Here is a 23,835-nt window from a genome sequence, read left to right on the forward strand (position 1 = left end):
ACAATATTTGAGGGACATTTATTGGTATGAACAAGAAGTTATCAATTACCCTTATTTTATTTTTTATTGCGGCGGGACAGCTCAGCGCACAGACCGCAAAACATGTGATTTTTCTCACTATCGACGGCTTTCGCCCTGATTTTTATCTGGATAGCAAATGGCATACGCCAAACCTGCGTGCGCTGATGAAAGACGGTGCCTATGCTAAAGGTGTAAACAGCGTATTCCCTTCTGTCACCTACCCTTCGCACACTACAATTATCACTGGTGTGCAGCCAGCTAAACATGGCGTTTTTTACAATAATGTTTTTACTCCTGATGGAGCAAAACAGCAGCCGTACTGGCAGGACAGCTCCATCCACGTAACCACCATCTGGAAAGCCGCTAAAGCCAAAGGCATGACTGTGGCTTCGCTGTACTGGCCGGTTTCTGCCAATGCCCCTGTGGATTACAATATTCCTGATATCGGTAGTCTTGGTGATGAGGTACGTGAGCAATATTCACTGCCAAAGGGTTTTTATGCCGAAGTAAAAAATGAGGTATTCGGTGGTGTTGATAAAATCGATGCCGGAAAGAACCAGAACGTGGCTAAGATCGCAGCACGTGTGATCAGCAAAAGCAAACCACAGCTGATGACAATCCATTTATTCTCTGCCGACCATGCGCAGCATGTGCAGGGGCGCGAGGGTGAAGAAGTAGATGAGGCAGTGGCCGATGCGGATGAAGCTGTAGGCATCATCATCGATGCACTCAAAGCAGCGGGTATTTGGGAAAACACGGTATTCCTCATTGGGGGCGACCATGGGTTTTACAATATCAAAAAAACGATCTCGCCAAATGTGTGGCTCAAAGAAGCAGGTTTAATTACGGATCTGAAGAGTGGCGACTGGAAGGCGCAGTTTAACAATGCCGGTGGATCCGCATTCCTGTACCTGAAAGATCCATCCGACCAGGCGACTGCAAAAAAGGTAAAAGCATTGCTGGATAAACAGCCAGACAGCGTGAAACAATACTACCGTTTCATCAGCAAAGAGCAGCTCAGCAAAGGCGGATTTAACCCTAATGTAGCTTTTGCACTTACAGGTGAACATGATGCTACTTTCAGCACATCCTTGACTGGTGAGGCAGTGAAAGCTGGTAAAGGCGGTACCCACGGCCATTTCCCTGATACAAAGAATATTCGCACAGGACTGGTAGCGCATGGTCCGGGTATCCGCAAAGGGGCTGTGATCGAAGAAATGAACCTCCGCGATATGACGCCCATCATCGTAAAACTGCTGGATATACCTTTCCCTCAGGTGGATGGAAAAATACCTGCGGGTTTATTAAAATAAGATAAACTGCAGATCACCAGTCTATCATCAAATGATAATGAAAGTGTTAAATTTTTGATAAAATTTAACACTTTTTAACATCCAAATACACTTATACTTTAACTGCTTTTGTTACAGGGTTAATACGCTTAGGATAAGTTTGCAGCCAAACTTAAAGCGTATGAATCTAAAAATTACCACACAATCCCTCAGAAAGGTCGTGCCGGTAGCCTTGCTTTTACTCTGCACCACTGTTTTTGCACAGGCGCAGACAGTGCAGGGTACGGTGACGGACAATGAGAATCAACCCATACCCGGCGTAAACGTCGTGGTGAAGGGTGAAAAAACACATGCAGTGACGGACGGCTCCGGAAAGTATCAGTTACAAAATGTAAATGATAAAGCGACGCTCGTATTTTCGTCAATCGGATATATCACTCAGGAACTGGCACCGGGGACAAAGAGTACTTTCAATGTACGCCTTGCATCGGATGCTAAAACGTTAAATGAGACTGTAGTGGTAGGTTATGGCGTTCAGAAAAAGGCGAACCTTACGGGGGCGGTCGACCAGGTGCGGAGTGATGCATTAGAGGGTCGCCCTATCCCAAACCTTACACAGGGACTGCAGGGGGTACTGCCCAACCTCAATATCAGAATGGGCGACGGTAAACCAACCCAATCGCCACAGTACAATATCCGCGGTACTACTTCCATCGGTCAGGGCGGAAATGCTTTGGTGCTCATTGATGGCTTCGAGGGTGATCCAAGTGTGCTGAACCCAAATGATGTAGAATCGGTATCGATCCTTAAAGATGCGGCTTCGGCAGCAATTTACGGTGCCCGTGGTGCTTTCGGGGTGGTGCTCATCACTACTAAAAAAGCAGAAAAAGGAAGAACAAGCATTAACTTTTCTACAAACTTCGCCATCAAAAGTCCCCTGCAGACGCCAGACTTTGTTACCGATGGTTATACCTGGTCTAAGATGTTTGCTGAAGCTTTCGTAAACGGTGATGGTGCCTTCCCGCAAAATGCGAACAAAACACAGAAATTCTCACAGGCTTACCTGGATGAGTTTAAAAGACGTGTAGAATCTGGTCAGCCTTACAATCAGGTGGAGGTGAACTCAGTAACCGGTGAATATACTTATTATGGAAGTACAGACTGGTATTCAGAATTGTACAAAGACAATACTTTTGCACAGGAGAACAATCTCTCTGTAACGGGAAGTACGGACAAAGCTGACTTTTTCCTCTCGGCGCGTACGCTGAAGCAGGACGGACTCTTCAAATACAATTCTGACGACTACAATATGAAAAACCTGCGGGCCAAAGGTTCGGTACAGGTTTTTCCATGGCTGAAGGTGGAGAATAACGCGGATTACTCGGTGATGAATTACCACAACCCGATCAACGTGGGTGAAGGAGGCGGTATCTGGAGGAACATCGCTGATGAAGGTCACCCTACGATGCCAATGCTGAATCCGGATGGCTCTTTAACTTTTACGGGTGCTTATACCGTGGGCGACTTCTACCTCGGCAAAAATGGTATCGACACAAAAAAACAGGTATTCAGGAACATCACGAGCCTGAGATCTAACTTCTTCAATAACAAGTTTCGTGTAAATGCAGACTTTACCTTCAGAAATACCAATAACGATACGGAACAGAAACGTGTGCAGGTGCCTTACAGCACTGGTGTAGGGCAGCTTGCTTATGTGGGTACAACTACCAACGACCTGAGGTTTGAGCAGAAGGAAACGCAATACCTGGCTACCAACGTGTATGCAGAATATGAGAATACCTTCAAAAATGATCATTACCTGAAGTTTATGGCTGGTTATAACTATGAGCAGTCTACCTACAACAGGTTGCTGGTACAGCGTAATGGTCTGATCTTCGAAGATGCAGACGACCTGAACCTGGCGCTGGGTACTTCCATCAATACCGGTGGTGGTTATGACCAGTGGGCTATCATGGGTGGTTTCTCCCGCTTAAACTATTCCTTCAAAAACAAGTACCTGGTAGAGGTAAATGCAAGATATGACGGATCATCCAAATTCCCTTCAAATCAGCGCTACGGCTTCTTCCCATCGGTTTCTGTCGGATGGAGAATCAATCAGGAAGGGTTCTGGAAGGTTTCACCAAAGGTTATTTCAGACTTTAAACTGCGTGCTTCCTATGGTTCCTTAGGAAACGGAAATATTGATTCCTATGCCTACCAGGAGCTGTTTAATATTACACAGGCCGATTTCATCCTGAATGGTACAAGACCTCAAACCACTAAGATTCCTGCAGTATTACCTGACGGGATTACCTGGGAAACTTCTACTACTACCAACGTGGGTATCGACCTCGGGATGTTTAACAACCGCCTGAACTTTACGGCAGATGCCTATATCAGGAACACTACGGACATGTTTACCGTAGGTCTGACGGCTCCGGCAACATTCGGGGCAGCAGTACCTAAAGGCAACTACGCAGATTTACGTACCAAAGGATGGGAAGCTTCGGTTTCATGGAGCGACCTGATTGGTAACTCCAGCAAGCCGGTACGCTACAACGTGCGCCTGACCATCGCAGATAACAAATCGAAAATTACGAGATACAACAATCCTGACAAACTACTGAGCGATTACTACGAAGGCCAAACGATCGGCGAAATCTGGGGTTACGAAACGGAAGGTTTCTTTATCGACCAGGCGGATATCGATTCACATGCCAAACAGAGTCCGCAGATGAGGGCATCCCCTACCAATATCTGGGCACCAGGCGATATCAAACTGAAGGACCTTAATGGCGATGGGCTGATCAATGTGGGTACCAACTCAGTGAACAATCCTGGTGACAGAAAGATCATCGGTAATTCTGCTCCGCGTTACCTGTACAGCGTTAACCTGGGGGCTGAATGGAATAACTTCTTCATCAGTACTTTCTTCCAGGGTGTAGGTAAACAGCAATGGTACCCAAGTACAGAAACAGAGATGTTCTGGGGACAGTACAACAGGCCATACAATAACATCCCGACCTTTCATTTGGGCAATATGTGGACTCCGGACAATACGGATGCGTATTTTCCAAGAACGATGTCCCGCGCGGCATCCAGCAATACCAACAGGGAACTGGGTGTAGCTCAGACGAGGTACCTGCAAAACGTGATGTACCTGAGAATGAAAAACCTGCAGCTAGGTTACAGCCTGCCGGCGCGACTGGTATCAAAAATCGGTGCCCGCACGGCGAAGGTGTTCTTCTCAGGAGAAAACCTCTGGACTTACTCTCCGCTGTACAAAATTGTAAAAACTATAGATGTAGAAAATGCTGTACCTAGCGACCAAGATCTGAATAAAGATTCAAAAAATGGTGATGGTTATAACTATCCCCTGCTGAAAAGTTATTCGCTTGGACTAAGCGTTACGTTTTAATCATAAAATCAATGAAGATGAAAAAACAATATATATGGTTATTCCTGAGTATTTTAGCTTTTGCCGCGTGTAAAAAGCTTGATCAGGTACCTGAATCTACAGCCACCAGGGAAGCTGTCTTTGGTACAGAAAGTGGTTTGAGATTATACTCCAATTCCTTCTATGGCATGGGCTTCCTGCCAAAAAACTCTACCAGCAAAGATGCAATGTCTGATTACCTGGCAGTACGAAGTGTCAACAACTTTATCAGACCCGGGGCTTTTACTTCTACTTCAGACACGAGCTGGCAGTGGAGGGATCTCAGAAACATCAACTATTTTATCGAAAACTGTAATGATCCTAAAGTTCCTGTAGCGATCAGGAACAACTACCTCGGTATCGCGAGATATTACAGGGCTTACTTTTACATGGAGAAGGTGAAACGCTTTGGAGATGTGCCATGGATCGGTAAACCGCTTGACGTAAATGATCCAAAGCTGGTTGCCGGCAGGGACAAACGTGAACTGGTAATGGATTCGGTACTGGCAGATATCAACTTTGCCTGTGCGAACATCACGGCAACCAACGACCCGAGTCGTACTACGGTAACCAAATACGTGGCCTATGCTTATAAATCGAGGATATGCCTGTTTGAGGGTACCTACAGAAAGTATCATACCGAACTCAACCTGCAGGCCAGTGCCAATACCTGGCTGGACAATGCTGCCAGTGCCGCAAAGGAAATCATGGATAAGGGTGGATACAGTATCAATACTGCCGGTGGTGCAGGGGTATCTTACCGTCAGGTATTTACGAGTGCTGCGCCGGTAGCGGCAGAAGTGCTGCAATCAGCAGTGGCTGATGTTAACCTGGGTGTACTTAATGAAGCCAACTGGTGGTGGACCAGCGGTACTTATGGTGAAAAGGCGAGTTTTACGAGAACTTTTATCAATACCTATCTGAAACTGGACGGTACGCCCTATACAAATGACCCTTCTTACCGCACGCAGTTATTCAAAGATGAGGTGAAAAACAGGGACCTGAGGTTAAAGCAGACGATTCGTTCGGGCGACTATAAACGGATCAGCAACGGCGTGCAGGTTCCGGCTCCGCCAGTATTCTCTTATACTTTTACGGGTTATCAGCCGATCAAATGGACGCTGGATGACATGTATTATGATGCAGGTGCCTTAAATATCAATGCGATTGCGCTCTTCAGATATGCCGAAGTACTGCTCAACTATGCAGAAGCAAAGGCCGAACTGGGTACGCTGACGGATGCTGAATGGGCAAGTACTATTGGTGTACTGAGATCCCGGGCTGGCATTACAGGCGGACTGAACACAAAACCTGTGGTAGCCGACCCTTACCTGATCGCCAACTACTTCCCGGGTATCGCTGATCCTACGATCCTGGAAATCAGAAGGGAAAGAGGTATTGAGCTGAGTCTTGAAGGCTTCCGCTTCAGTGATATCCTGAGATGGAAAAGAGGAGCGCTCATGAACCAGGAATGGAATGGTTTCTATGTACCTGCATTGAATACACCGATGGACCTCAATGAGGATGGTATCCTTGATGTAGCGTTCTTTCAAGGTACCCCACCAACACCGGCAGTGGCAGGCGTTACTTATGTGAACGTTTCCCCTACAATTGGTGCAGCAGTAAACTCTCAGCGCCTGAAAAGCAATACTTCTGGTGAGCTGACCTGGATGAATGAGATTGTTCGCCAATGGGACGATAAAATGTACTACTACCCTATTCCGCAGGCAGATTTACAACGGAATCCTGCACTGGGACAAAATGCCGGCTGGCAATAATTTCAGCAGTTGTTTATTAAGGGAGCCGGGGCATTCAAGGATGATCCGGCTCTTTTTATGAAACTGCGGCGGAGTATTTCTTGGGCTTCATGCCGATATGCTGCTCAAACACTCTCGAAAAATGGCTCATATTGCTAAAGCCAAGCCGATAACCCACTTCAGAAACACTGAACTTATTGCTACGAAGTAAATCGGCCGCTTCCTGCATCCGCATCATCTGGTAGTATTCAAAGATACCTTTTCCAAAGATCTGCCGGAATAACTTACGTAGCTTGGGCTCGCTCATTCCGGCCTGTTGTGCCAGCCGGGCAATATTAGCGTTAGAATTCAAATTTGATAACAACTGCTGCTTCACTGCGTAAATGGCCTCGATATCTTTGATATGCATGCCGGTCAGCCTATCCTCTTCCCGTTGTATCAACAATGAAAACACATGACATAACAGTTCCTCAGTTTTTAACCTGTAATAATGGCTCTCGATACTTTCTACAAACCGCCGCTCCAGCATCTCCGTAGCCGTACGGATCATTTCCGAAGAGACTCTGGTCTCAAAGGCAAACTGCGCAGTTGAATGCAGGATGTTCTTCACTACCGGATGGGATAGTGTTCCAAAAATCTTTTCCAGGTACCTCCGGGAGACTGCAATGGTGATGCTCCTGAAGATCGTGTGCGAAGCCATGATCAGCTGCGAAGAGAGTTCCTGTTTACAGATAAAAACATTAGGCTGCTCGATCCTGAGTCCTGCAGTGTCAAAAGATGGGAAGATCCCGCTTAAGATAAAGATCACATCGTCCTGTCCCTCCGCAAACTCGTTGTTACGGTCCAGCTCAATCTGCTCCTTCAGGTAGTAGTTCCTGATCAGTATCCGCATTTCTTCTCCAAAAGAAAAACCGGTAATATACCCTTCGCCCTTTTCCGGGGGGATATAAAAAAACCGTCCCTCGATCTTTGCCCCTATTGCTCTCGCAAACTGCAGCATGATCCCGGAGCCCTTTTTGTCGGTAACTGATATCTTCATCTGATAGGTATAAAGATCATGATTATTTTGTTTTCCGACTATTTTATGATCAAATACTGCTATTTTAACCTCAATATACGATCTATCTTTGATAAATATCAGGAACGAAAATGAAGTTATTAAAAGATAAGGAAATAGCAATTATAGGTGCTGGCCCGGGTGGATTAACGCTGGCACGTCTGCTACAACAAAAGGGAGCCGCTGTTATAGTTTATGAAAGGGATTTCAACCGCGAAGTGCGGGCACAGGGGGCTACGCTGGACCTTCATTATGAGTCTGGATTGCTGGCATTGGAGAAAGCAGGGCTAATGGAAGCTTTTAAGCAAGTTTACAGACCTGATGCCGACCGGCTCCGGGTTGTCGACCAATACGGAAAGATCTTTCTGGATGATCATGAAGAAGAAAGCAAAGCGGATTTCGGAGATGAATATTTCAGACCTGAAATTGACCGTGGGCCACTGCGAAATCTCCTCCTGGATTCACTCCAACCCGATACTGTGATCTGGGACCGCCATATCAGGAGCATCGAAGCGGAAGGCGAAAAATGGAAGATCTTCTTTCAAAATGGACATACCGCAACGGCGGATATCGTGATCGGTGCCGATGGAGCCAACTCCAAAATCAGGTCTGTCGTTACCCCTATCAAACCCTTTTATTCCGGAGTCACCATTCTGGAAGCAAATGTCGCAGATGCGGCAAAGAATAGCCCCAACGTCAATAGCTTACTCAAAGGAGGAAAGATCATGGGATTGAATAATTCAAAAACGCTCAGCATGAGTGCCAAGGGCGATGGAAGCATTGATTTTTATGCCGGCTGGAGAGTAGAAGACAGCTGGGCCAAAGACAGCGGTATAGATTTCGGAGACCATCAGCAGGTAATGGATTGGTTCAGGAAAGAATATGCAGGTTGGGGCGATATCTGGCTGGAACTGTTCAAAAATGCAGGTACTACCTTTAATCCCAGACCGCAGTACTGCATGCCGCTGGATCAAAACTGGGAAGCACATGCCAACATTACACTCATCGGAGATGCAGCTCATCTCATGCCTCCTTATGCCGGCGAAGGGGTAAACATGGCGATGCTGGATGCCCTGCAACTCAGCGAAAGCCTGACAGATGATAGTCAGCCAAACCTGAAAACCGCCATAGGCCATTATGAACAGCAGATGTTTGAACGCTTTGCTAAAATCGGACAGGAAACACTGGATAATACAGAATTGATGCATTCCCCTGATGGTCTCCGGAAGCTGTTGCAGATGTTTGAAGGGCCTGCTGGTACCGCAGCAGAATAGCCTTTTGAACAATGTAAAATCGAACGTTTAAACAAAGTTTGCCAGTATTCGGTACAGTAATTTTGTCATCAGAATCTTAAAGACAATAAGAAATGGATAAACAAAAGAATGTACTGATCACTGGCGCTGCCGGTGGATTCGGAACGGTTATCATCGGGGCGCTCCTTGCCGAAGGTTATCACATTACCGGCGCTCTGCGCGATGCCACAGGCAGAAACAAACAAGCCGCTGAACAACTGCAAGCGAAAGGTGTTCATGTGGTGGAGATTGATGTCACCAGCGATGAAAGTGTAGCACAGGGTGTACGTGCTGCCGCAGAAAAAATGGGGGGCATAGATATCCTTATCAATAACGCGGCACTGGGCGCCGGAGGAATCCAGGAGGCATTTACTGCAGACGACTGGAAGAAGGTATTTGACGTAAATGTCTTTGGCGTACAGCGTATGACGCGCAGTGTTCTGCCATTTATGAAACAGCAGCAGCATGGACTCCTCATCCTGATATCAAGCCTCAGCGCCAGACTCGCGGTACCTTTCCAGGGCCCTTACAGTCCTTCCAAATGGGCTGCCGAAGCTTTGGCCGAAAGCTACCGCACAGAAGTATCAAATTTAGGTATCGAGTCCTGCATCATCGAACCGGGAGCCTTCCCTACCCAGTTTATCGGTTCGCTGCTACAGCCCAGTGAGCAGGAACGGGCAGCAGATTACGGGGCTACAAAAGACCTTCCCGGAGCCATGCTGGCATCCATAGAAAGTGTCTTTGAGGCTAATCCTGACCAGAGCCTGGATCCCATCCCTGCAGCGGTACTCAAATTGCTGAACATGCCCCAGGGAACCCGCCCAATGCGAACCGAAGTAGACAGGATGTTTATGGGTGATCTTGTGGCTCCGTTAAATAAACAACTGGCCGAAGCAAATGAAAAAGTATATGAGGCTTTCCAGCTATCACACCTAACTAAAGTCAAGACTCAGGACAATCTCAACAATCAGTAACTCAAACAGGAGCATAATCAGCTGAGGTTGGTTATGCTCTTCATTTTCGTAAATTTGATCAATGGAAAAAAAGCTGCGCAATCCTGCTGCCGAGGTGGTAATCACTTGTCTCTCCGAGAAGTATCTGAAAAATGAGGTGATGCTTGATGACCACTGTTTTGTCAGGATTATTTCCGGAGAAATTAAAATCACGCAGTCGGACAGCTCCCGGATATTCCAGCCCGGTGACACGATTCTGCTGCCCCGCCGCCAGTTGTCCACTGTTGTACAGTACCCAAAAGATGATAAGCCCTATCAGTGTGTGTTGATTATGTTGAAAACGAAACGCCTCAGGGAATACTATGCTGCAAATCCTGTTGAGAAGAATACAGCGCACGTGCCGGCAGTAAAAGCTTTCGATAGACATCCGCTGCTGGAAAGTTACTTCGCATCGCTGATCCCATATCTGGAATTCCATGAGGAGTTGCCCGAAAAACTGGTGACCTTAAAGATCGAAGAAGCACTGACGATTCTGCGAACGATTGATCAGGGTGTGGATGCATTCCTATCCGATTTCTCGGAACCCGGAAAGATTGACCTGGCAGATTTTATGGAGCAGAACTATATGCACAACATGACGCTGGATAAGTTCAGCTTCCTGACTGGTCGTAGCCTCACGACATTCAAGCGTGATTTTAGTAGGATTTACGGTGCTACACCCCAACGCTGGTTAACAGAAAAACGTTTGAAGCTGGCGCATTACCTGCTGTCAGCAAACCAGCAAAAACCTGTGGAGATCTTCCGTGAAGTTGGTTTTGAGAACCTCTCGCATTTTTCCTACGCCTTCAAGAAACAGTTTGGCTACGCGCCCAAGGAGGTCTGATACAAAAAATATTACCTAACTTTGAATAATTAATTATCCTGCATGCACCCATTATTCAATTATATCAACAACTACGCTACAAATCTGATCACTGAGGACGACTTCAAAATCATTGAAAGTTATTTCGTTCCTAAGAAGATTAAGAAAAGGCAGTGTCTGTTAGAACAGGGTGCCATATGTAAACAATTTGCATTCATCATCAAAGGTGCCATGCGAAAGTATCATACAGACCAGAAAGGTGTAGAGCATATCGTTAATCTGTATATTGAAAACTGGTGGGCGGGCGACCGCGAAAGTTTCTCTTTTTCTACTCCAAGTGCCTACAGCGTGGACGCCTGGGAAGATTGTGAAGTGCTGCTGGTGACCCGGGAAAGTGTAGCAAAGCTCACCAGTGACTTCCCGGCTTTTAATGAGATGTTACTCAAGCTCGATGAACGCAACAACATCTCTACACACAGGAGAATCACGTCGGCGATCAGTGGTACTGCAGAACAGCGTTACGAGGATTTTGTCGACTGCCATCCTTATTTTGTAAACCGTTTCCCGCAGCATATCATCGCTTCGTACCTCGGTATTTCAAAAGATACCCTGAGTAGGGTACGCAAAAAAGGACTACAGAAGTAAGAGCGTTATCATAGACATTTATCTATATTCTTTATCGTCATAGATCATCGTTTTTTCCGGGCTGCCCGATGCATTTTTGCTTCAAATCTAAAGCAATCAGAATATGCAAAAGAAAACCAGTTTTTCAACCAAAGGACAAAGAGCAGATATCGGAGACCTCACCATCTACCGGATTCTGGCGAACAGATATACTGATGCTGTTGGTCCCTTTGTGTTCCTGGACCATATCAGTCCCAAAGTACATACCTCGCCTGTAGATAGCAGCACCGGCGCACATCCGCATCGCGGCATAGCTACATTAACTTATATCATTGACGGCGAGGACGAGCATTTTGACAGTGCCGGCAACTATGCAAAGGTATATTCCGGGGGCATCCAGTGGATGAAAGCAGGCCATGGTGTGCTTCATGATGAAACTCTGCAACCTGACTCTAAAACAGACAATAACCGCACTCATGCTTTCCAGTTTTGGATTAACCTTCCGGCGAAAAATAAAGCAGAGCAACCAGAATATTTAGCGATACAAAGTGAAATGGTCCCACAAAAGAACTTACCAAATGATGCTGGCTGGATTAAAGTAATTGTTGGCAGTTACGAGGATCTGCAATCCATCATTCCCAATTACACCACACAGTTTTTATACCATATCCAGCTTCAGCCGGGACATAGCTTTAACATTACGATCGATGAAAAAATTGAAGTCGCTGCTTTCCTGCCAAGTCAGAAAGCGATATTAAACGGAGATGAATTTGGAGAGGGAGAGTTCATAGAATTCGACAGGGCCGCGGGCGACATCCTAATGGTAAACAAATTGCAGGAAGCTACCGATATCATCCTTTTTGGTGGCGAGCCTTATACAGAAGCTATTGTCGCCAAGGGCCCTTTTGTGATGAATACTTCTGGCGAAATAGCTGATGCTTACCGCGACTTCTATGCCGGCAACTACGGTAAAATCAAGACAGACGCCGGAAGGGTTTAGCATCACTGATACATTCCCATAAACGCGCTCAGGGCAGCTGAGCGTGTTTCATTTTTTCTGGAAATCAGTAGGGTATTCATGGTACCAAGCTCCCTGTTCAATCCATGTTTGGAGATTTTTCGCCCGGCGTAATAGCTTGTGATCACTTCTTCCGGCAACAAGCTGATCCCCACTCCTGCCTCTACAAAATTGATGATCCCCTCGATAGAGTTGAGCACAGTACTCTTATAATGTACAATGCCTTTGGAGCTCAGCCAGGCTTCCAGTCTGGCCCTGAAAATACAGCCCTCGCCAAATACCACGATCTTCAGCGGCTCCTTAGCCAGCAGATGTTTAAGGCTGGGTCCTTCAGCAGCACTGATCAGCACAAGCTGCTCCTCCCTGATGCTGAGCTGATCCAGACCACTGTTATTGATGGGACCGGAAACAAAAGCAGCGTCGAGCTCATAATTGAGTACCCTATCAATCAGTGCGCTCCTCATGGCAGAGCTAAATTCCAACTCTACGTCGGGATATTTCTCTTCAAAATGCCTGAGTGTCTCCGGAACTTTTAAGGCCATGGTGGTTTCTATACATCCTATTTTCAGGTTGCCAATAACCTTGCTACCATGCTGGATATTAACTTTTGCCTCTTCAATCAGGAGCCCGATCTGCTTGCAGTATTTCATCAGGATATGCCCTTCGGGAGTGAGCTCCACCTTGCGGGAGCTTCGGAGAAACAGAGGGGCACCAAATTCTTCCTCCAGGCTTTTAATTCTCGCCGTTACGTTACTTTGCACAGTAAACATCGCCTTTGCGGCCTTTGTAAAACTGCCGGTCGCTTCTACCGCTTCAAATATCTTCAGATCGTTTGTATTCATACCCATCACTAAAGGTGATACTTAATATCACATCTAATCGTTTTATATAATCAAATATGAGCTTTAAATTTGATATAAAAATCATGACAATGGAAAATACATCAATTCATTACCGCAACATTACAGTAAAGGGCTTAAATATCTTTTACAGAGAGGCGGGCAGAGCCGATGCTCCCATCCTGCTCCTACTGCATGGATACCCTACATCCTCACACATGTTCCGCAATTTGATTCCGCAGCTTCAGGAAAAGTATCATATCATTGCACCTGATCTTCCGGGTTTCGGATACTCTGATGCACCCGCCCACGATCAGTTCTCCTATACATTTGACAACCTTGCAGATACTGTACAGGGCTTTATTGATCAGCTAGGTATCAAGCGCTTTGCGGTTTATATCTTCGACTATGGTTCCCCTGTGGGACTGCGACTGGCGATGGCCAACCCGGAGAAGATCACCGGCATCATCTCCCAAAACGGAAATGCCTATGAAGAAGGGTTAAGCAAAGAGTGGGAGCCTATCCAAAAGTACTGGAGAGATCCATCACAGGCCAACCGTGAAGCACTGCGCGACTTCGTTTCAGAAAAGGCTACCTGGTTTCAGTACCATGAAGGTGTGACCGATCCCTCACTGATTGCCCCGGAGGCATACACGCTGGATCAGTATTTCCTGGACAGGCCCGGCAACATCGAGATTCAGCTCGACCTGGTGAAAGATTACAGGACCAATGTTGCGCTGTATCCCAAATTCCATGAATATTTCAGGAAATACCAGCCGAAGGTCTTACTGGTATGGGGAAATAAAGATCCTTACTTTTTACCGGCAGGTGCCGAAGCCTATAAGAAGGACTTACAGGATGCGAAAGTAAAGTTTTACGATACCGGTCATTTTGCGCTGGAGACACACGCTGCAGCAATCGGAGCAGAAATTCTTGAGTTTATGGTTACACTTCCTGCCTAGATGGCAGTGCATCGTATGCCCATCTCTTTCTCAGAATTATCAATCCTGCCCTGATCCGGCTTTTTACTGTACCGAGTGGGAGATCCAGCAGGGTCCCGATCTCAGTATGGGTATAACCTGTACTATATAATAATAAGGGTTCTGTATAAGTTTTCTGGAGCCGCCGTACCTGCAGCAACACATCTATCTGGTCGGTATTGAGTACCGCACACTGACGGCGGTTTAAATTTTTGATCTCCGGTTCCAGCTGACCGGTGATATTTTGCTTCCTGTACGATTTTGAATTTAGCTGATCCAAAGCCATATGTGAGCAAATCTTAGCCATCCAGGTATAAATGCTGCCCTTGTCAGGATCATAGTTTGGCAGGGCAATCCAGATTTTGATAAAGGCGTCATGCAGCACATCTTCGGCAATCTCCTGGCAGGAAATCTTGTGTCTTACCACTTTTAAAAGCGAGGTATAATAATCGCGGTAAAGCTGATCAAATGAGGTTTGATTCGCAGATATCTCTTTGGTGGACATAGTTCAGATAATAGTCATCTGCAGGCAGGACAATAATTTTTTCAAAAAGTCCTATGCCTGCTGATGTTTATTATTGACCCGCTCTATTTCACCACAGGGAAATTACCTCCATCAATGATATAATTGGCTCCCGTAATGTATGAGGCTTTTGGTGATACCAGAAAGTAAACCAGCTCGGCCGTTTCTTCAGGCGCCGCCATCCTGCCCATCGGCACGCCACCAACACGGTTAAACAGCCCCTGCGTCATCTCTTCCATTGTGATCCCCGCTTTCTGCGCCAGGTTATCCAGGAAAGACGACATCGCTTCAGTTTTATTTAATCCAGGTGATACCGTCACCACCCTGACACCCTGCGGAGCCACCTCATCGGACAAGGATTTGCTGTAGGAGTTTAGTGCCGACTTAGCCGCACTGTAAGCCATGGTAGATTCCCAGATCGGAAACTGGCTGCTGGAAGTGGAGATATGAATGATTACACCGCTTTTCTGCTCCAGCATCCCGGGTAGCAAGGCCCTGTCCAGACGCACTGAAGATAGCAGGTTTATCTGCAGCGCCTGATCCCAGTGTTCGTCGCTCAGCGTGCTGTGCCCCCCACCGGGAAATGTATTTGCACCCATGTTGTTCACCAGGATATCTACGCCACCAAACTTTTCGTTGATCTCCTGAGCCAGTTGATTAACCTCTTCCGTCTTCGACAAGTCTGCCACTATAAAATGATAAGGCAGCGTAGTCTCCTCCGGCGCATTGCGGGCAGTCACGATGACTGTAGCCCCGGCAGCGATCAGCCTTGCAGTTATTGCTTTTCCAATACCTTTTGTGCCGCCTGTAACTAACGCTATTTTTCCCAGGAGATCCTGCTCCTGCTGTTGAATATTTTTCATTGTCTTTGATTTAAATTACTTTTGTTTCGCAAAGAAACTAAAGTAGAGGCTGGCATTTCAGATTTCCACTCAGATTGGTGGTAACCAGTCGGTAACTAAAGGCAAATACTGGTATCATAGACGTAACTAATGAGAAAACAACTTCAAAACCCTGATAACTGCGCTATTGTGCGCACTATGGGCTATATTGGCGGGAAATGGAAACCGATCGTACTCATCCGGATACTTAATGGCGTGAAGGTACGTTTCGGAAAACTCGCCGTGCAGATGCCCGATATCTCGCGGAAGATCCTGAGTCAGCAGCTTAAGGAACTCGAGGAAGATGGTTTGATCGTCCGCCACAGCTATATGGAGAAACCTCCGCGCGTGGAGTATGAACTGACTGAGCTCGGAAAAACGGTCATACCGGTACTAAAAGCAATGCACGACTGGGGGACACACATGGAAGATCCCGAAAAAAAATCTGTATGGGAACCTGTAATTCCCTAATTTACCATCCCCTTTCAGCCTTCTTAAGCTGAATATTTTTAAAGTAGACATTTGTCTACTTTTTTTTTCGATATATATCATCGTTGCCCATTTACCCGGTTAACGAGATTAGCAGGCCCAACCTGCAACAAAGTATCATACCCGAAATACTGATAAGTACCGGTATGATCATCAGGAAGGGTCTAAACAATTAGCACATCATGGAAAATACAAAAGTAGTTTTTAACGACAATGGTTATGGCGAAGTGCAGCTTTTCTCAAATGATACCAAAGCCGGAGAAATGGTCATTTCTATCAATCACGCAAAATTAGTGGTCTACCATACCGAAGTTCGTCCGGAATATGAGGGACAAGGATTTGCGAAACTATTACTCGATCAGTTAGTGGGCTATGCCAGGGAAAACGGTTTGAAGATCATTCCGCTATGCCCCTATGTATATGCCCAGTTCAGACGCCATCCAACACTTTATGCAGATATCTGGTCGAACGTTCATTAGAGCAGATTGGCAGCAGGCGCTCAGAACGATATTATCATACATCAATGATTTGTAGCTGACATAACCTGTAACTTAGTAGAAATAAAACTTAATTATGCTGGACATAGTAATTTCATCACGACAGGCAAATATAGGTCCTGGTTTTGCGGTCAAACGTATCTTGCCTTACCAACTCCGGCGGATGGTCGGCCCCTTCATCTTCATGGATCATGGCGGTCCGGTGGCTATGCCCTCCGCGGCTTTCAGCAATATGGATGTGCTGCCCCACCCACACATTGGCTTATCTACAGTAAGTTATCTGTTCAGCGGCGAGGTTACCCACCGCGATTCCCTTGGCGTAGAGCAGGTAATCAAACCCGGAGAAGTGAACTGGATGACCGCCGGAAAAGGGATAGCGCACAGCGAAAGGTTCGAAGATCCCGCCATCAGGGCCGGTGGAAATTTGGAAATGATCCAGACCTGGGTGGCCTTACCTGAAAAAGATGAGGAAGCAGATCCTTCTTTCAGAAATTTCAGCGCCGATCAATTACCGGTATTCACGGACAAGGGTGTCTGGATGCGGCTGATCGCAGGTGAAGCTTTCGGACTCAAAAACGAAGTGCAGACCACCTCCCCCCTGTTTTACCTGCATGTGGTGCTGGAAAAGGGTTCAAGGTTTGGCATCCCTACAGGACATAGTGAAAGGGGTGTATACATCGCTAAAGGCAGTGTTACAGTAAATGGCAATCTTTATCAGGAAGGGCAACTGCTGGTGTTCAGTCAGGGCGTAGATCCGCTGATCATCGCTGCCGAGCAGTCTACCCTGATGATGCTGGGCGGTGAACATCTTGGCGAAAGATATATCTGGTGGAACTTCGTATCCAGTCGTAAGGAAAGGATAGAACAGGCGAAGGAGGACTGGAAACAGGGACGTATTATACTGCCGCCAAACGACAACGAAGAGTTTATTCCTTTACCCGTCATGAATTCGAAGCCTGCCGGAGGACCGCCTCCGAATGCGCTGTCTTAGAATAACCTGCAGGCAAGACCTGAAAAAAAACAGAACAGCTCACAAAGATTGTATCAATTGAGAACATCTCATTTATAAAAAAACATATTAAAAAGCATATCATGGAAATAGGTATAGATAGTTTTGCTTCGGCAATGTATGGAAGCAACTCACTGAGTAGTGAAGTAGCAATGGATCAGCTGCTGGACAGAATAGTAACAGCAGATGAAGCCGGACTGCACATCTTCGGGATCGGTGAGCATCATAAACGGGAATTCCTGGACTCCGCGCCGGCGGTAATTCTTGCTGCAGCAGCGGCCCGGACAAAAAACATCAGGCTGGCCAGTGCGGTAACAGTATTGAGCACCTCAGATCCGGTGCGCGTCTTCCAGAGTTTTTCAACCCTCGATATCATTTCCAAAGGCCGTGCAGAGATCGTCGTAGGCCGTGGTTCAGCCATCGAGGCTTATCCTTTGTTTGGATTTGAACTGAAAGACTATGATGCATTGTTCAAGGAAAAACTGGATCTGCTGTTGCGCATCCGGGATGAGGAATTCATCACCTGGTCGGGCAAGTTCCGTCCTGCAATGCATGAGCAACCCGTATATCCGCGTCCTCTACAGGAAAAGATGCCTGTATGGCTGGGTGTCGGCGGCACGCCAGAATCCTTTGCCCGTGCGGGGCGCCTTGGTCTCCCATTAATGGTGGCCATCATCGGCGGCGAGCCTCACCGCTTCAGACCATTGGTAGACCTGTACCGTCAGGCAGGTAAAGAGGCCGGGTTCAGTCCTGAACAGTTAAAGGTAGGACTGCATTCTCCGGGCTATGTAAGTACAGATGATACCACTGCTACCACAGAATATTATCCTGGTTATGCCGAGTTGTGGACAAAACTGGGTCGTGAACGTGGATGGCCACCAGTAACCAGACACCAGTTCGACAGTCTGATTGCGCCAAGCGGTGTACTTGTTGTCGGCGGACCGGAGAAGGTTGCAGAAAAACTATTAAGACACAGTGAGGCCCTTGGTGGTGTAGACCGTTTTACCTTCCAGATGGATAACGCCGGACTAACACATGAGCAGCTAAAACGCTCCATTGAACTGATCGGCAGCAAAGTAATTCCGCTGATCGCACAAAAATCTTAATCATAAAAAAAGCCCTCAGGTTTTAGATCAAAACCTGAGGGCATTCTATGAGAGTGTAATTAACGAGTTCCTAGTAACCAGGGCTCTGTTTAAGTACCCCTTTACTTCTGTCTATCTGATCCTGAGGAATAGGGAAGTGATCATCTCTTGCTTCGATGACAATTCCTCTCAGATAGTTAAAGTATCCACCTTCAAAGCTGAAATAGCTTTCCAGCGTCTGCTTCGCAATACCCCAGCGTACTAAGTCAAAGAAACGGTGTCCTTCCATGGCAAGCTCCAGCCTGCGCTCCATCCTTACCGCGTTTCTTGCATAGTCTGCACTGGCGAAAGCCGGATAAGGACTTACCCTGTAAGCAGCAGCGACACCACCACCAGCAACAGTTTTAGGAGGCAGCAACGCTGCACGTGCACGCACTTTGTTCACCAGGAATAAAGCTCTTGGCAGGTCGCCCGTTTCAACCGCACATTCTGCAGCCATCAGGTAGATATCGGATAAACGAATCAGATTCACGTTCAAACCTGTTACGTTTGTACTTCCAGGTGCTGTACCGGCACTGATCTGTCCCTGGTCCAGTACATTTTTAACCACTACGAACGGTCCTGCATTCCCTGCATCACGGATCCATGCATCACCCGGCATCAAGCCATAACCTTTACGGTAATCTACACCACGTCTGCCCAGTGTATAATCTATACGTGGGTCAAGCGCCAGTGATGTTGGCACTACATAGTTTGTTTTTGCAGCTCCTGTAAGACCCATATCAGAAGTATAAGGATTCGTGCGGTAAGAACCGTCCAGCAATGGCAGACCATTGGCATCCACTTTGAAAGCATTTGCCAGGTCAATTGTAGGCTGGTAGAATCCGCAGCATGCAATCGCATAAGGGAAGTTCAGCATATCACCTACGTTACCATTATCACCACCTGTACCGTCAGTTCCTACAGCATGTTGTACTGCAAAGATCGATTCAGGACCATTCTCCTTCTCAATGTCGAAGTTATCAGCATATGGCATAGAAACCAGGTCAGCTTTAGCAGTGATCACTGCATTCAGCTGAGCATAAGCTTCAGGATATTTTTTCTGATACAGCAATACTTTACCTAAGTAAGCCTGTGCGATATATTTATCAACACGTCCTACCTGTCCTCTTGGTTTTGCTGTAGGCAGGTTAGCAACAGAATACGTCAGGTCAGATACAATTGTAGGATAAATATCAGGCGTATTATCAACTGCTGCCTCTGTAGTTGTCTCTAAAATCAACGGAACAGATTTAAATACACGTACCAGGAAAAAATAATAGTGTGCACGCAGCAATCTTGCTTCTGCCTGGATTTGTGCTGCACGGGTATCGTCAAATTTAACACTACCCTGTCCTGCCTGTAAGGCAGAAAGCACTCTGATCGTATTGTTACAACGTTGGATACCTTCAAAACATCTGTCCCAAAGATTCGCTAAGTTGTCATTTGTACTTGTTGGCGAGTGCTGCTCAATCAAGTTCATGTTTGGCTGGTCACCATTGCTACTACCCTTGTGGGCATTATCGGATGCTACCTCACCAAATAACCACTGACTAGGCGCGGCACCATAGTTGCCCCAGGTTCCATTTACGTTACCATTTAACAAACCATAGGCACCGGTAAGCAAAGCCTCCACCCCATCTTGCGAGGTCAGGTTTTCTGTAATCAACTCTCCCTGCGGGCTTCCCTGAATAAAATCCTTTTTACACGATACCACAGTGCCAAGGATAGCTATGAGCGATATATATATATACTTTTTCATCTTCTTATCTTTTAAAATTAAAATCCAACACTAAGACCTAACAAGTACTGACGTGGAGATGGGTATATACCCCTGTCCAATCCGGGTACTGAGAATGTATCTGATTCCTGACTGATCTCAGGATCCAGGCCTGTGTATTTTGTCACTGTAAAAATGTTGGTTGCACTTGCATAAATTCTCACTTTGCTGATACCTTGTTTTGTTCCGAATACTTTAACCGGGATCGTGTAACCGATCTGCAGGTTTTTCATTCTGAAGAAACTTCCGTTCTGAACATAGTAGCTAGATGAAGCATATTCTAAGTCAGACACACCTACATAAGGTGAAGGAATGTTGCTGCTGGTATTTGTAGGGCTCCATGCATCCAGTAATCTTGTGCTTCTTGCACCGTCAAATGTTGGGAAATCTGTGAAGTAACGTGTAGCTTCATAGATGTCATTACCCTGAACACCGTTAAAGAACATCGCCACGTCCCAGTTTTTGTATGCCAGGTTTACGCTTAGTGAATACAGGAAATCAGGGTTTGGATTACCAATGATCGTTCTGTCGTTAGGCGTGATGGCACCATCACCGTCAATATCCTGATATCTGAAACCACCTACCCTAGCACCAGTATATGATGGGTTGCCAGTAATTTCGCCAGCATTTTGGTAGATACCTGCAACTTTATATCCGTAGAAAGAACCAAAAGGCTGTCCTGCTTCAAGGATTGAAGTAGTTAAACTTCTGAAGTTACCGTAAGGTTGTTTAGTGATACCGTCAGCCAGTTTCACCACTTTATTCACGTTTCTTGAGAAGTTAACGCCTAGATCAAGTTTGAAAGGATTGTCATTGTTACGGTTTACATGGTAACCTAAGTTTACCTCAACCCCTTTGTTGCTCATATCACCAGCATTCACAAAAGGAGAAGTTCCCATACCTACTGCTGTAGATGGCAATGGTACCGGGTAAAGCATATCTGATGTTTTCTTGTTGTACCAGTCGATCGATCCGTCAAACACACCACCTTTAACAGTGAAGTCTAAACCTACGTTCAGCGAGCTCAGTGATTCCCATTTGATTGCCGGGTTGGCATAAGCATTCTGATAAACACCTGAAATCACATTGTTGCCACCACCCAATGGGTAACCAGCGCTGTTGATTGCACTCTGGAATCTGCTCAGGTAGTTGAAAGAAGGAATTCTCTGGTTACCGGTTTGTCCATAACCTACACGGAACTTCAAGTCACTGAATAGCTTATTGTCTTTCATGAAGTCCTCCTCAGAGATTCTCCATGCACCACTTACAGCAGGGAAGTAACCATACTTATTGTCCGGTCCAAAGTTGGAAGAACCGTCACGACGGATCGTTGCACTGAACAGGTAACGGTCATTGTACGAGTAATCGGCTTTAGCAAACAGCGAGAACAAAGAACCGATTGTTCCTGTACTGGCGTTGCTGATGTTTGAAGCACCTGCATTCAGGTAGTAATAATCAGGGCTGCCCAGTAAGAAGAAATCATTCCTTCCGCCATTCAGCTGTCTGTTGCGTGAACGGATAGCCTCTGTACCAGCAAGGAGATTAATAACGTGTTTGTCAAAAGTCTTTTTATAGTTTAACGTATTAGTCCAGGTCCATTCTGTAGTATATCCCTGGTATTCATTCAGGTTGTTAGAGTTGTTACCTTCAAGGAACTCCAGGTTTGGATAACGTAGAGTCTGTCCATTGTAGTTTTCGTAACGCAAACCAAAGCTTGTACGCGCTGTTAATCCCGAAATAATGTCATACTCACCGAAAACGTTCCCGAAGAAGAAGTTACTTCTGTTGATGTTATCTTTAGCGCGGTGTAATACAGCAACCGGGTTTTCAGCATTTCCTAAACCACTTCCGCGGCTACCTGCAAAATTGCCCATGATATCGTAAACCGGAATGATCGTAGGAATACGGTAAGCCCATGATACCGGACTACCCTCATCCTGATATTCACCGGCAACGTTAGGGTTTACACCAAATCCGAAACCTTCAGAATAGCTGTACTGTGCATTCTGACCGAAGCGTAATTTGTTGTTCAGCGCAGTGAACTGTGTGTTAGACCTGAAGTTGTAACGGGTAAAGCCAGTGTTTTTGATGGTACCATTTTGTTTCAGGTAACCACCGCCGAAGCTGTAGATCGCATTTTCACCCCCACCTGTAGCACTTAACTGGTAGCTTTGTGTTGGCGCACTTTCAGTGATTTCGTCAAACCAGTTTGTTCCCTGCTGATTGGCACGGGTGATCTGGTAGAAAGTGTTAGGGTCCCTGCTGTAGTTATATTTTGAAGGGTCAGCATCTGCCGGAGTGATGTTTTGTCCCGTTGCAGATCCTGCAAGCAGGTACGTTGGTAATGTAGGAGTAGATCCCGTGCCATAGTTGGTACCGGTAGAAGGCGTTAAACCTGCATTTCTGTATCCTAAAAACAGGTAATCAGCATACTGCTGTGGCGACATCATTTTAGGGAAAGAGTTTTTCCTTGGAGTCTGGATACCATAGTAGCTATCTACCGAGATTTTTGGTGCGCCCAAAGCACCTTTTTTAGTCGTGATGATCACCACCCCGTTATTCGCACGTGCACCGTAGATGGAAGATGACGATGCATCTTTCAGTACCTGCATGCTTTCGATATCGTTCTGGCTCAACCATGAAAGTTTCCCTTCATATGGTACCCCGTCGATTACATACAATGGATCATTGTTGTTGATCGTAGTAGTACCACGGACACGGATCTGAGGGGTAGAACCCGGAGCACCGTCAGTGATGATGGCCACACCGGCAGCCTTACCCTGTAATGACTCGATCGCACTGGCCGCAGGTTGCGACTTCAGTTGTGCGATGTTCACTACGGCAACGGCGCCTGTTAAATCCTTTTTGCGCTGGGAACTATAACCAGTTACAACAACCTCTGTAAGGTCATTTTTAATCGGGTCAAGCGTAATGTTTAATGTAGTCTGGCTGCCTACAGGTACTTCTTTGTTGGTATAACCGACAAAAGAAATTACAAGTGTTGCATTTTGCGGTACATTGAGGGCAAAGATACCGTTGGCATCGGAGGTCGTTCCCCCGGGAGCATTTTTAATTTTGATGGAAGCACCTGGAATCGGAGACTGGTCGTCGCCTGCGATGACTTTCCCTGTGACTTTGGTTTGTGCCCTCAGATTGAAGGAAAGACACAGACTCATGAGCAAAAGGATTCCCATCCCCTTGATAAGTGGTAGTTTTCGTTGCATAAGAATATATTTGGTTAATAGTAAGGGTGTAAAATTTTTATTTACATATGGTTAAAAATAGAGTGAATATTCAGGTTAAATTGTTAATAGTAATTTATATTTTATGAATTGAGGCTATTGAAAAATTATCATATACGTGAAAACAGCAGCACAAATCTGCAGAAGCAAGGGCTAGAA

At 46.2% G+C, this 23,835-nt stretch carries 19 protein-coding genes; 13 read left to right on the forward strand and 6 right to left on the reverse strand.

Annotated elements, in window-relative coordinates; genetic code table 11:
* The first annotated feature begins 26 nt into the window (after positions 1-26).
* The 3 genes from OQY15_RS04210 to OQY15_RS04220 all read left to right on the forward strand — a co-directional run bounded on the left by OQY15_RS04210 (position 27) and on the right by OQY15_RS04220 (position 6,527).
* Positions 27-1,334, forward strand: a complete 1,308-nt coding sequence (locus OQY15_RS04210) for an ectonucleotide pyrophosphatase/phosphodiesterase (protein ID WP_265788123.1) — start codon at positions 27-29, stop codon at positions 1,332-1,334.
* A 160-nt stretch (positions 1,335-1,494) separates the two neighbouring features.
* Positions 1,495-4,731 carry a TonB-dependent receptor gene (locus OQY15_RS04215; protein WP_265788125.1) on the forward strand — a complete coding sequence of 1,079 codons (3,237 nt, stop codon included), beginning with the start codon at positions 1,495-1,497 and terminating at the stop codon, positions 4,729-4,731.
* Between the two features lie 17 nt (positions 4,732-4,748).
* Entirely contained in the window at positions 4,749-6,527 is a 1,779-nt protein-coding gene (locus OQY15_RS04220) for a RagB/SusD family nutrient uptake outer membrane protein (RefSeq protein WP_265788127.1), read from the forward strand.
* Between the two features lie 55 nt (positions 6,528-6,582).
* Here the strand turns inward: OQY15_RS04220 and OQY15_RS04225 are convergent, their stop codons facing one another.
* Positions 6,583-7,545, reverse strand: coding sequence for an AraC family transcriptional regulator (locus OQY15_RS04225; RefSeq protein WP_265788129.1), 963 nt, complete (start codon positions 7,543-7,545; stop codon positions 6,583-6,585).
* Positions 7,546-7,655: 110 nt separating this feature from the next.
* Between OQY15_RS04225 and OQY15_RS04230 the strand changes: the two genes are divergently transcribed.
* From OQY15_RS04230 to OQY15_RS04250, 5 genes are all read left to right on the forward strand, one after another.
* On the forward strand, positions 7,656-8,837 hold the full coding sequence (locus OQY15_RS04230) for an NAD(P)/FAD-dependent oxidoreductase (RefSeq protein WP_265788131.1): 1,182 nt from the start codon (positions 7,656-7,658) through the stop codon (positions 8,835-8,837).
* Positions 8,838-8,929: 92 nt separating this feature from the next.
* Positions 8,930-9,829: an SDR family NAD(P)-dependent oxidoreductase gene (locus OQY15_RS04235; protein WP_265788132.1), complete on the forward strand. Its 900-nt coding sequence runs from the start codon at positions 8,930-8,932 to the stop codon at positions 9,827-9,829.
* Positions 9,830-9,890: 61 nt separating this feature from the next.
* Positions 9,891-10,691 (forward strand): AraC family transcriptional regulator, encoded by an 801-nt coding sequence (locus OQY15_RS04240; RefSeq protein ID WP_265788134.1) that lies wholly within the window; start codon positions 9,891-9,893, stop codon positions 10,689-10,691.
* A gap of 42 nt (positions 10,692-10,733) precedes the next feature.
* Positions 10,734-11,315, forward strand: coding sequence for a Crp/Fnr family transcriptional regulator (locus OQY15_RS04245; RefSeq protein WP_265788136.1), 582 nt, complete (start codon positions 10,734-10,736; stop codon positions 11,313-11,315).
* A gap of 103 nt (positions 11,316-11,418) precedes the next feature.
* Positions 11,419-12,294 (forward strand): pirin family protein, encoded by an 876-nt coding sequence (locus tag OQY15_RS04250; RefSeq protein ID WP_265788138.1) that lies wholly within the window; start codon positions 11,419-11,421, stop codon positions 12,292-12,294.
* A 2-nt stretch (positions 12,295-12,296) separates the two neighbouring features.
* Here OQY15_RS04250 and OQY15_RS04255 read toward each other — a convergent pair whose 3' ends face one another.
* On the reverse strand, positions 12,297-13,154 hold the full coding sequence (locus OQY15_RS04255; protein ID WP_265788140.1) for a LysR family transcriptional regulator: 858 nt from the start codon (positions 13,152-13,154) through the stop codon (positions 12,297-12,299).
* Between the two features lie 89 nt (positions 13,155-13,243).
* Here OQY15_RS04255 and OQY15_RS04260 point away from each other — a divergent pair, with 89 nt between their 5' ends.
* Positions 13,244-14,113 carry an alpha/beta hydrolase gene (locus OQY15_RS04260; RefSeq protein WP_265788142.1) on the forward strand — a complete coding sequence of 290 codons (870 nt, stop codon included), beginning with the start codon at positions 13,244-13,246 and terminating at the stop codon, positions 14,111-14,113.
* Here the strand turns inward: OQY15_RS04260 and OQY15_RS04265 are convergent.
* Positions 14,097-14,636: a sigma-70 family RNA polymerase sigma factor gene (locus OQY15_RS04265; RefSeq protein ID WP_265788144.1), complete on the reverse strand. Its 540-nt coding sequence runs from the start codon at positions 14,634-14,636 to the stop codon at positions 14,097-14,099. The genes OQY15_RS04260 and OQY15_RS04265 overlap by 17 nt on opposite strands.
* Before the next feature lie 83 nt (positions 14,637-14,719).
* A complete protein-coding gene (locus OQY15_RS04270) occupies positions 14,720-15,517 on the reverse strand; it encodes an SDR family oxidoreductase (RefSeq protein WP_265788147.1) in 798 nt (265 codons plus the stop codon).
* A 129-nt stretch (positions 15,518-15,646) separates the two neighbouring features.
* Between OQY15_RS04270 and OQY15_RS04275 the strand changes: the two genes are divergently transcribed.
* The 4 genes from OQY15_RS04275 (at position 15,647) to OQY15_RS04290 (ending at position 18,636) form a co-directional block, all read left to right on the forward strand.
* On the forward strand, positions 15,647-16,006 hold the full coding sequence (locus OQY15_RS04275) for a helix-turn-helix domain-containing protein (protein ID WP_265788149.1): 360 nt from the start codon (positions 15,647-15,649) through the stop codon (positions 16,004-16,006).
* A 200-nt stretch (positions 16,007-16,206) separates the two neighbouring features.
* A complete protein-coding gene (locus OQY15_RS04280) occupies positions 16,207-16,503 on the forward strand; it encodes a GNAT family N-acetyltransferase (protein ID WP_265788151.1) in 297 nt (98 codons plus the stop codon).
* Positions 16,504-16,597: 94 nt separating this feature from the next.
* Positions 16,598-17,512 carry a pirin family protein gene (locus tag OQY15_RS04285; protein WP_265788153.1) on the forward strand — a complete coding sequence of 305 codons (915 nt, stop codon included), beginning with the start codon at positions 16,598-16,600 and terminating at the stop codon, positions 17,510-17,512.
* A gap of 101 nt (positions 17,513-17,613) precedes the next feature.
* Entirely contained in the window at positions 17,614-18,636 is a 1,023-nt protein-coding gene (locus OQY15_RS04290; RefSeq protein ID WP_265788155.1) for an LLM class flavin-dependent oxidoreductase, read from the forward strand.
* Positions 18,637-18,706: 70 nt separating this feature from the next.
* Here OQY15_RS04290 and OQY15_RS04295 read toward each other — a convergent pair whose 3' ends face one another.
* Together OQY15_RS04295 and OQY15_RS04300 are read right to left on the reverse strand one after the other, a co-directional pair.
* Positions 18,707-20,416, reverse strand: a complete 1,710-nt coding sequence (locus OQY15_RS04295) for a RagB/SusD family nutrient uptake outer membrane protein (protein ID WP_265788157.1) — start codon at positions 20,414-20,416, stop codon at positions 18,707-18,709.
* Between the two features lie 17 nt (positions 20,417-20,433).
* A complete protein-coding gene (locus OQY15_RS04300) occupies positions 20,434-23,658 on the reverse strand; it encodes a TonB-dependent receptor (protein WP_265788160.1) in 3,225 nt (1,074 codons plus the stop codon).
* Positions 23,659-23,835: the final 177 nt, after the last annotated feature.

Origin of the sequence: Pedobacter sp. MC2016-15 (assembly GCF_026239695.1) — a bacterium.
Taxonomy (GTDB): Bacteria; Bacteroidota; Bacteroidia; order Sphingobacteriales; family Sphingobacteriaceae; genus Pedobacter.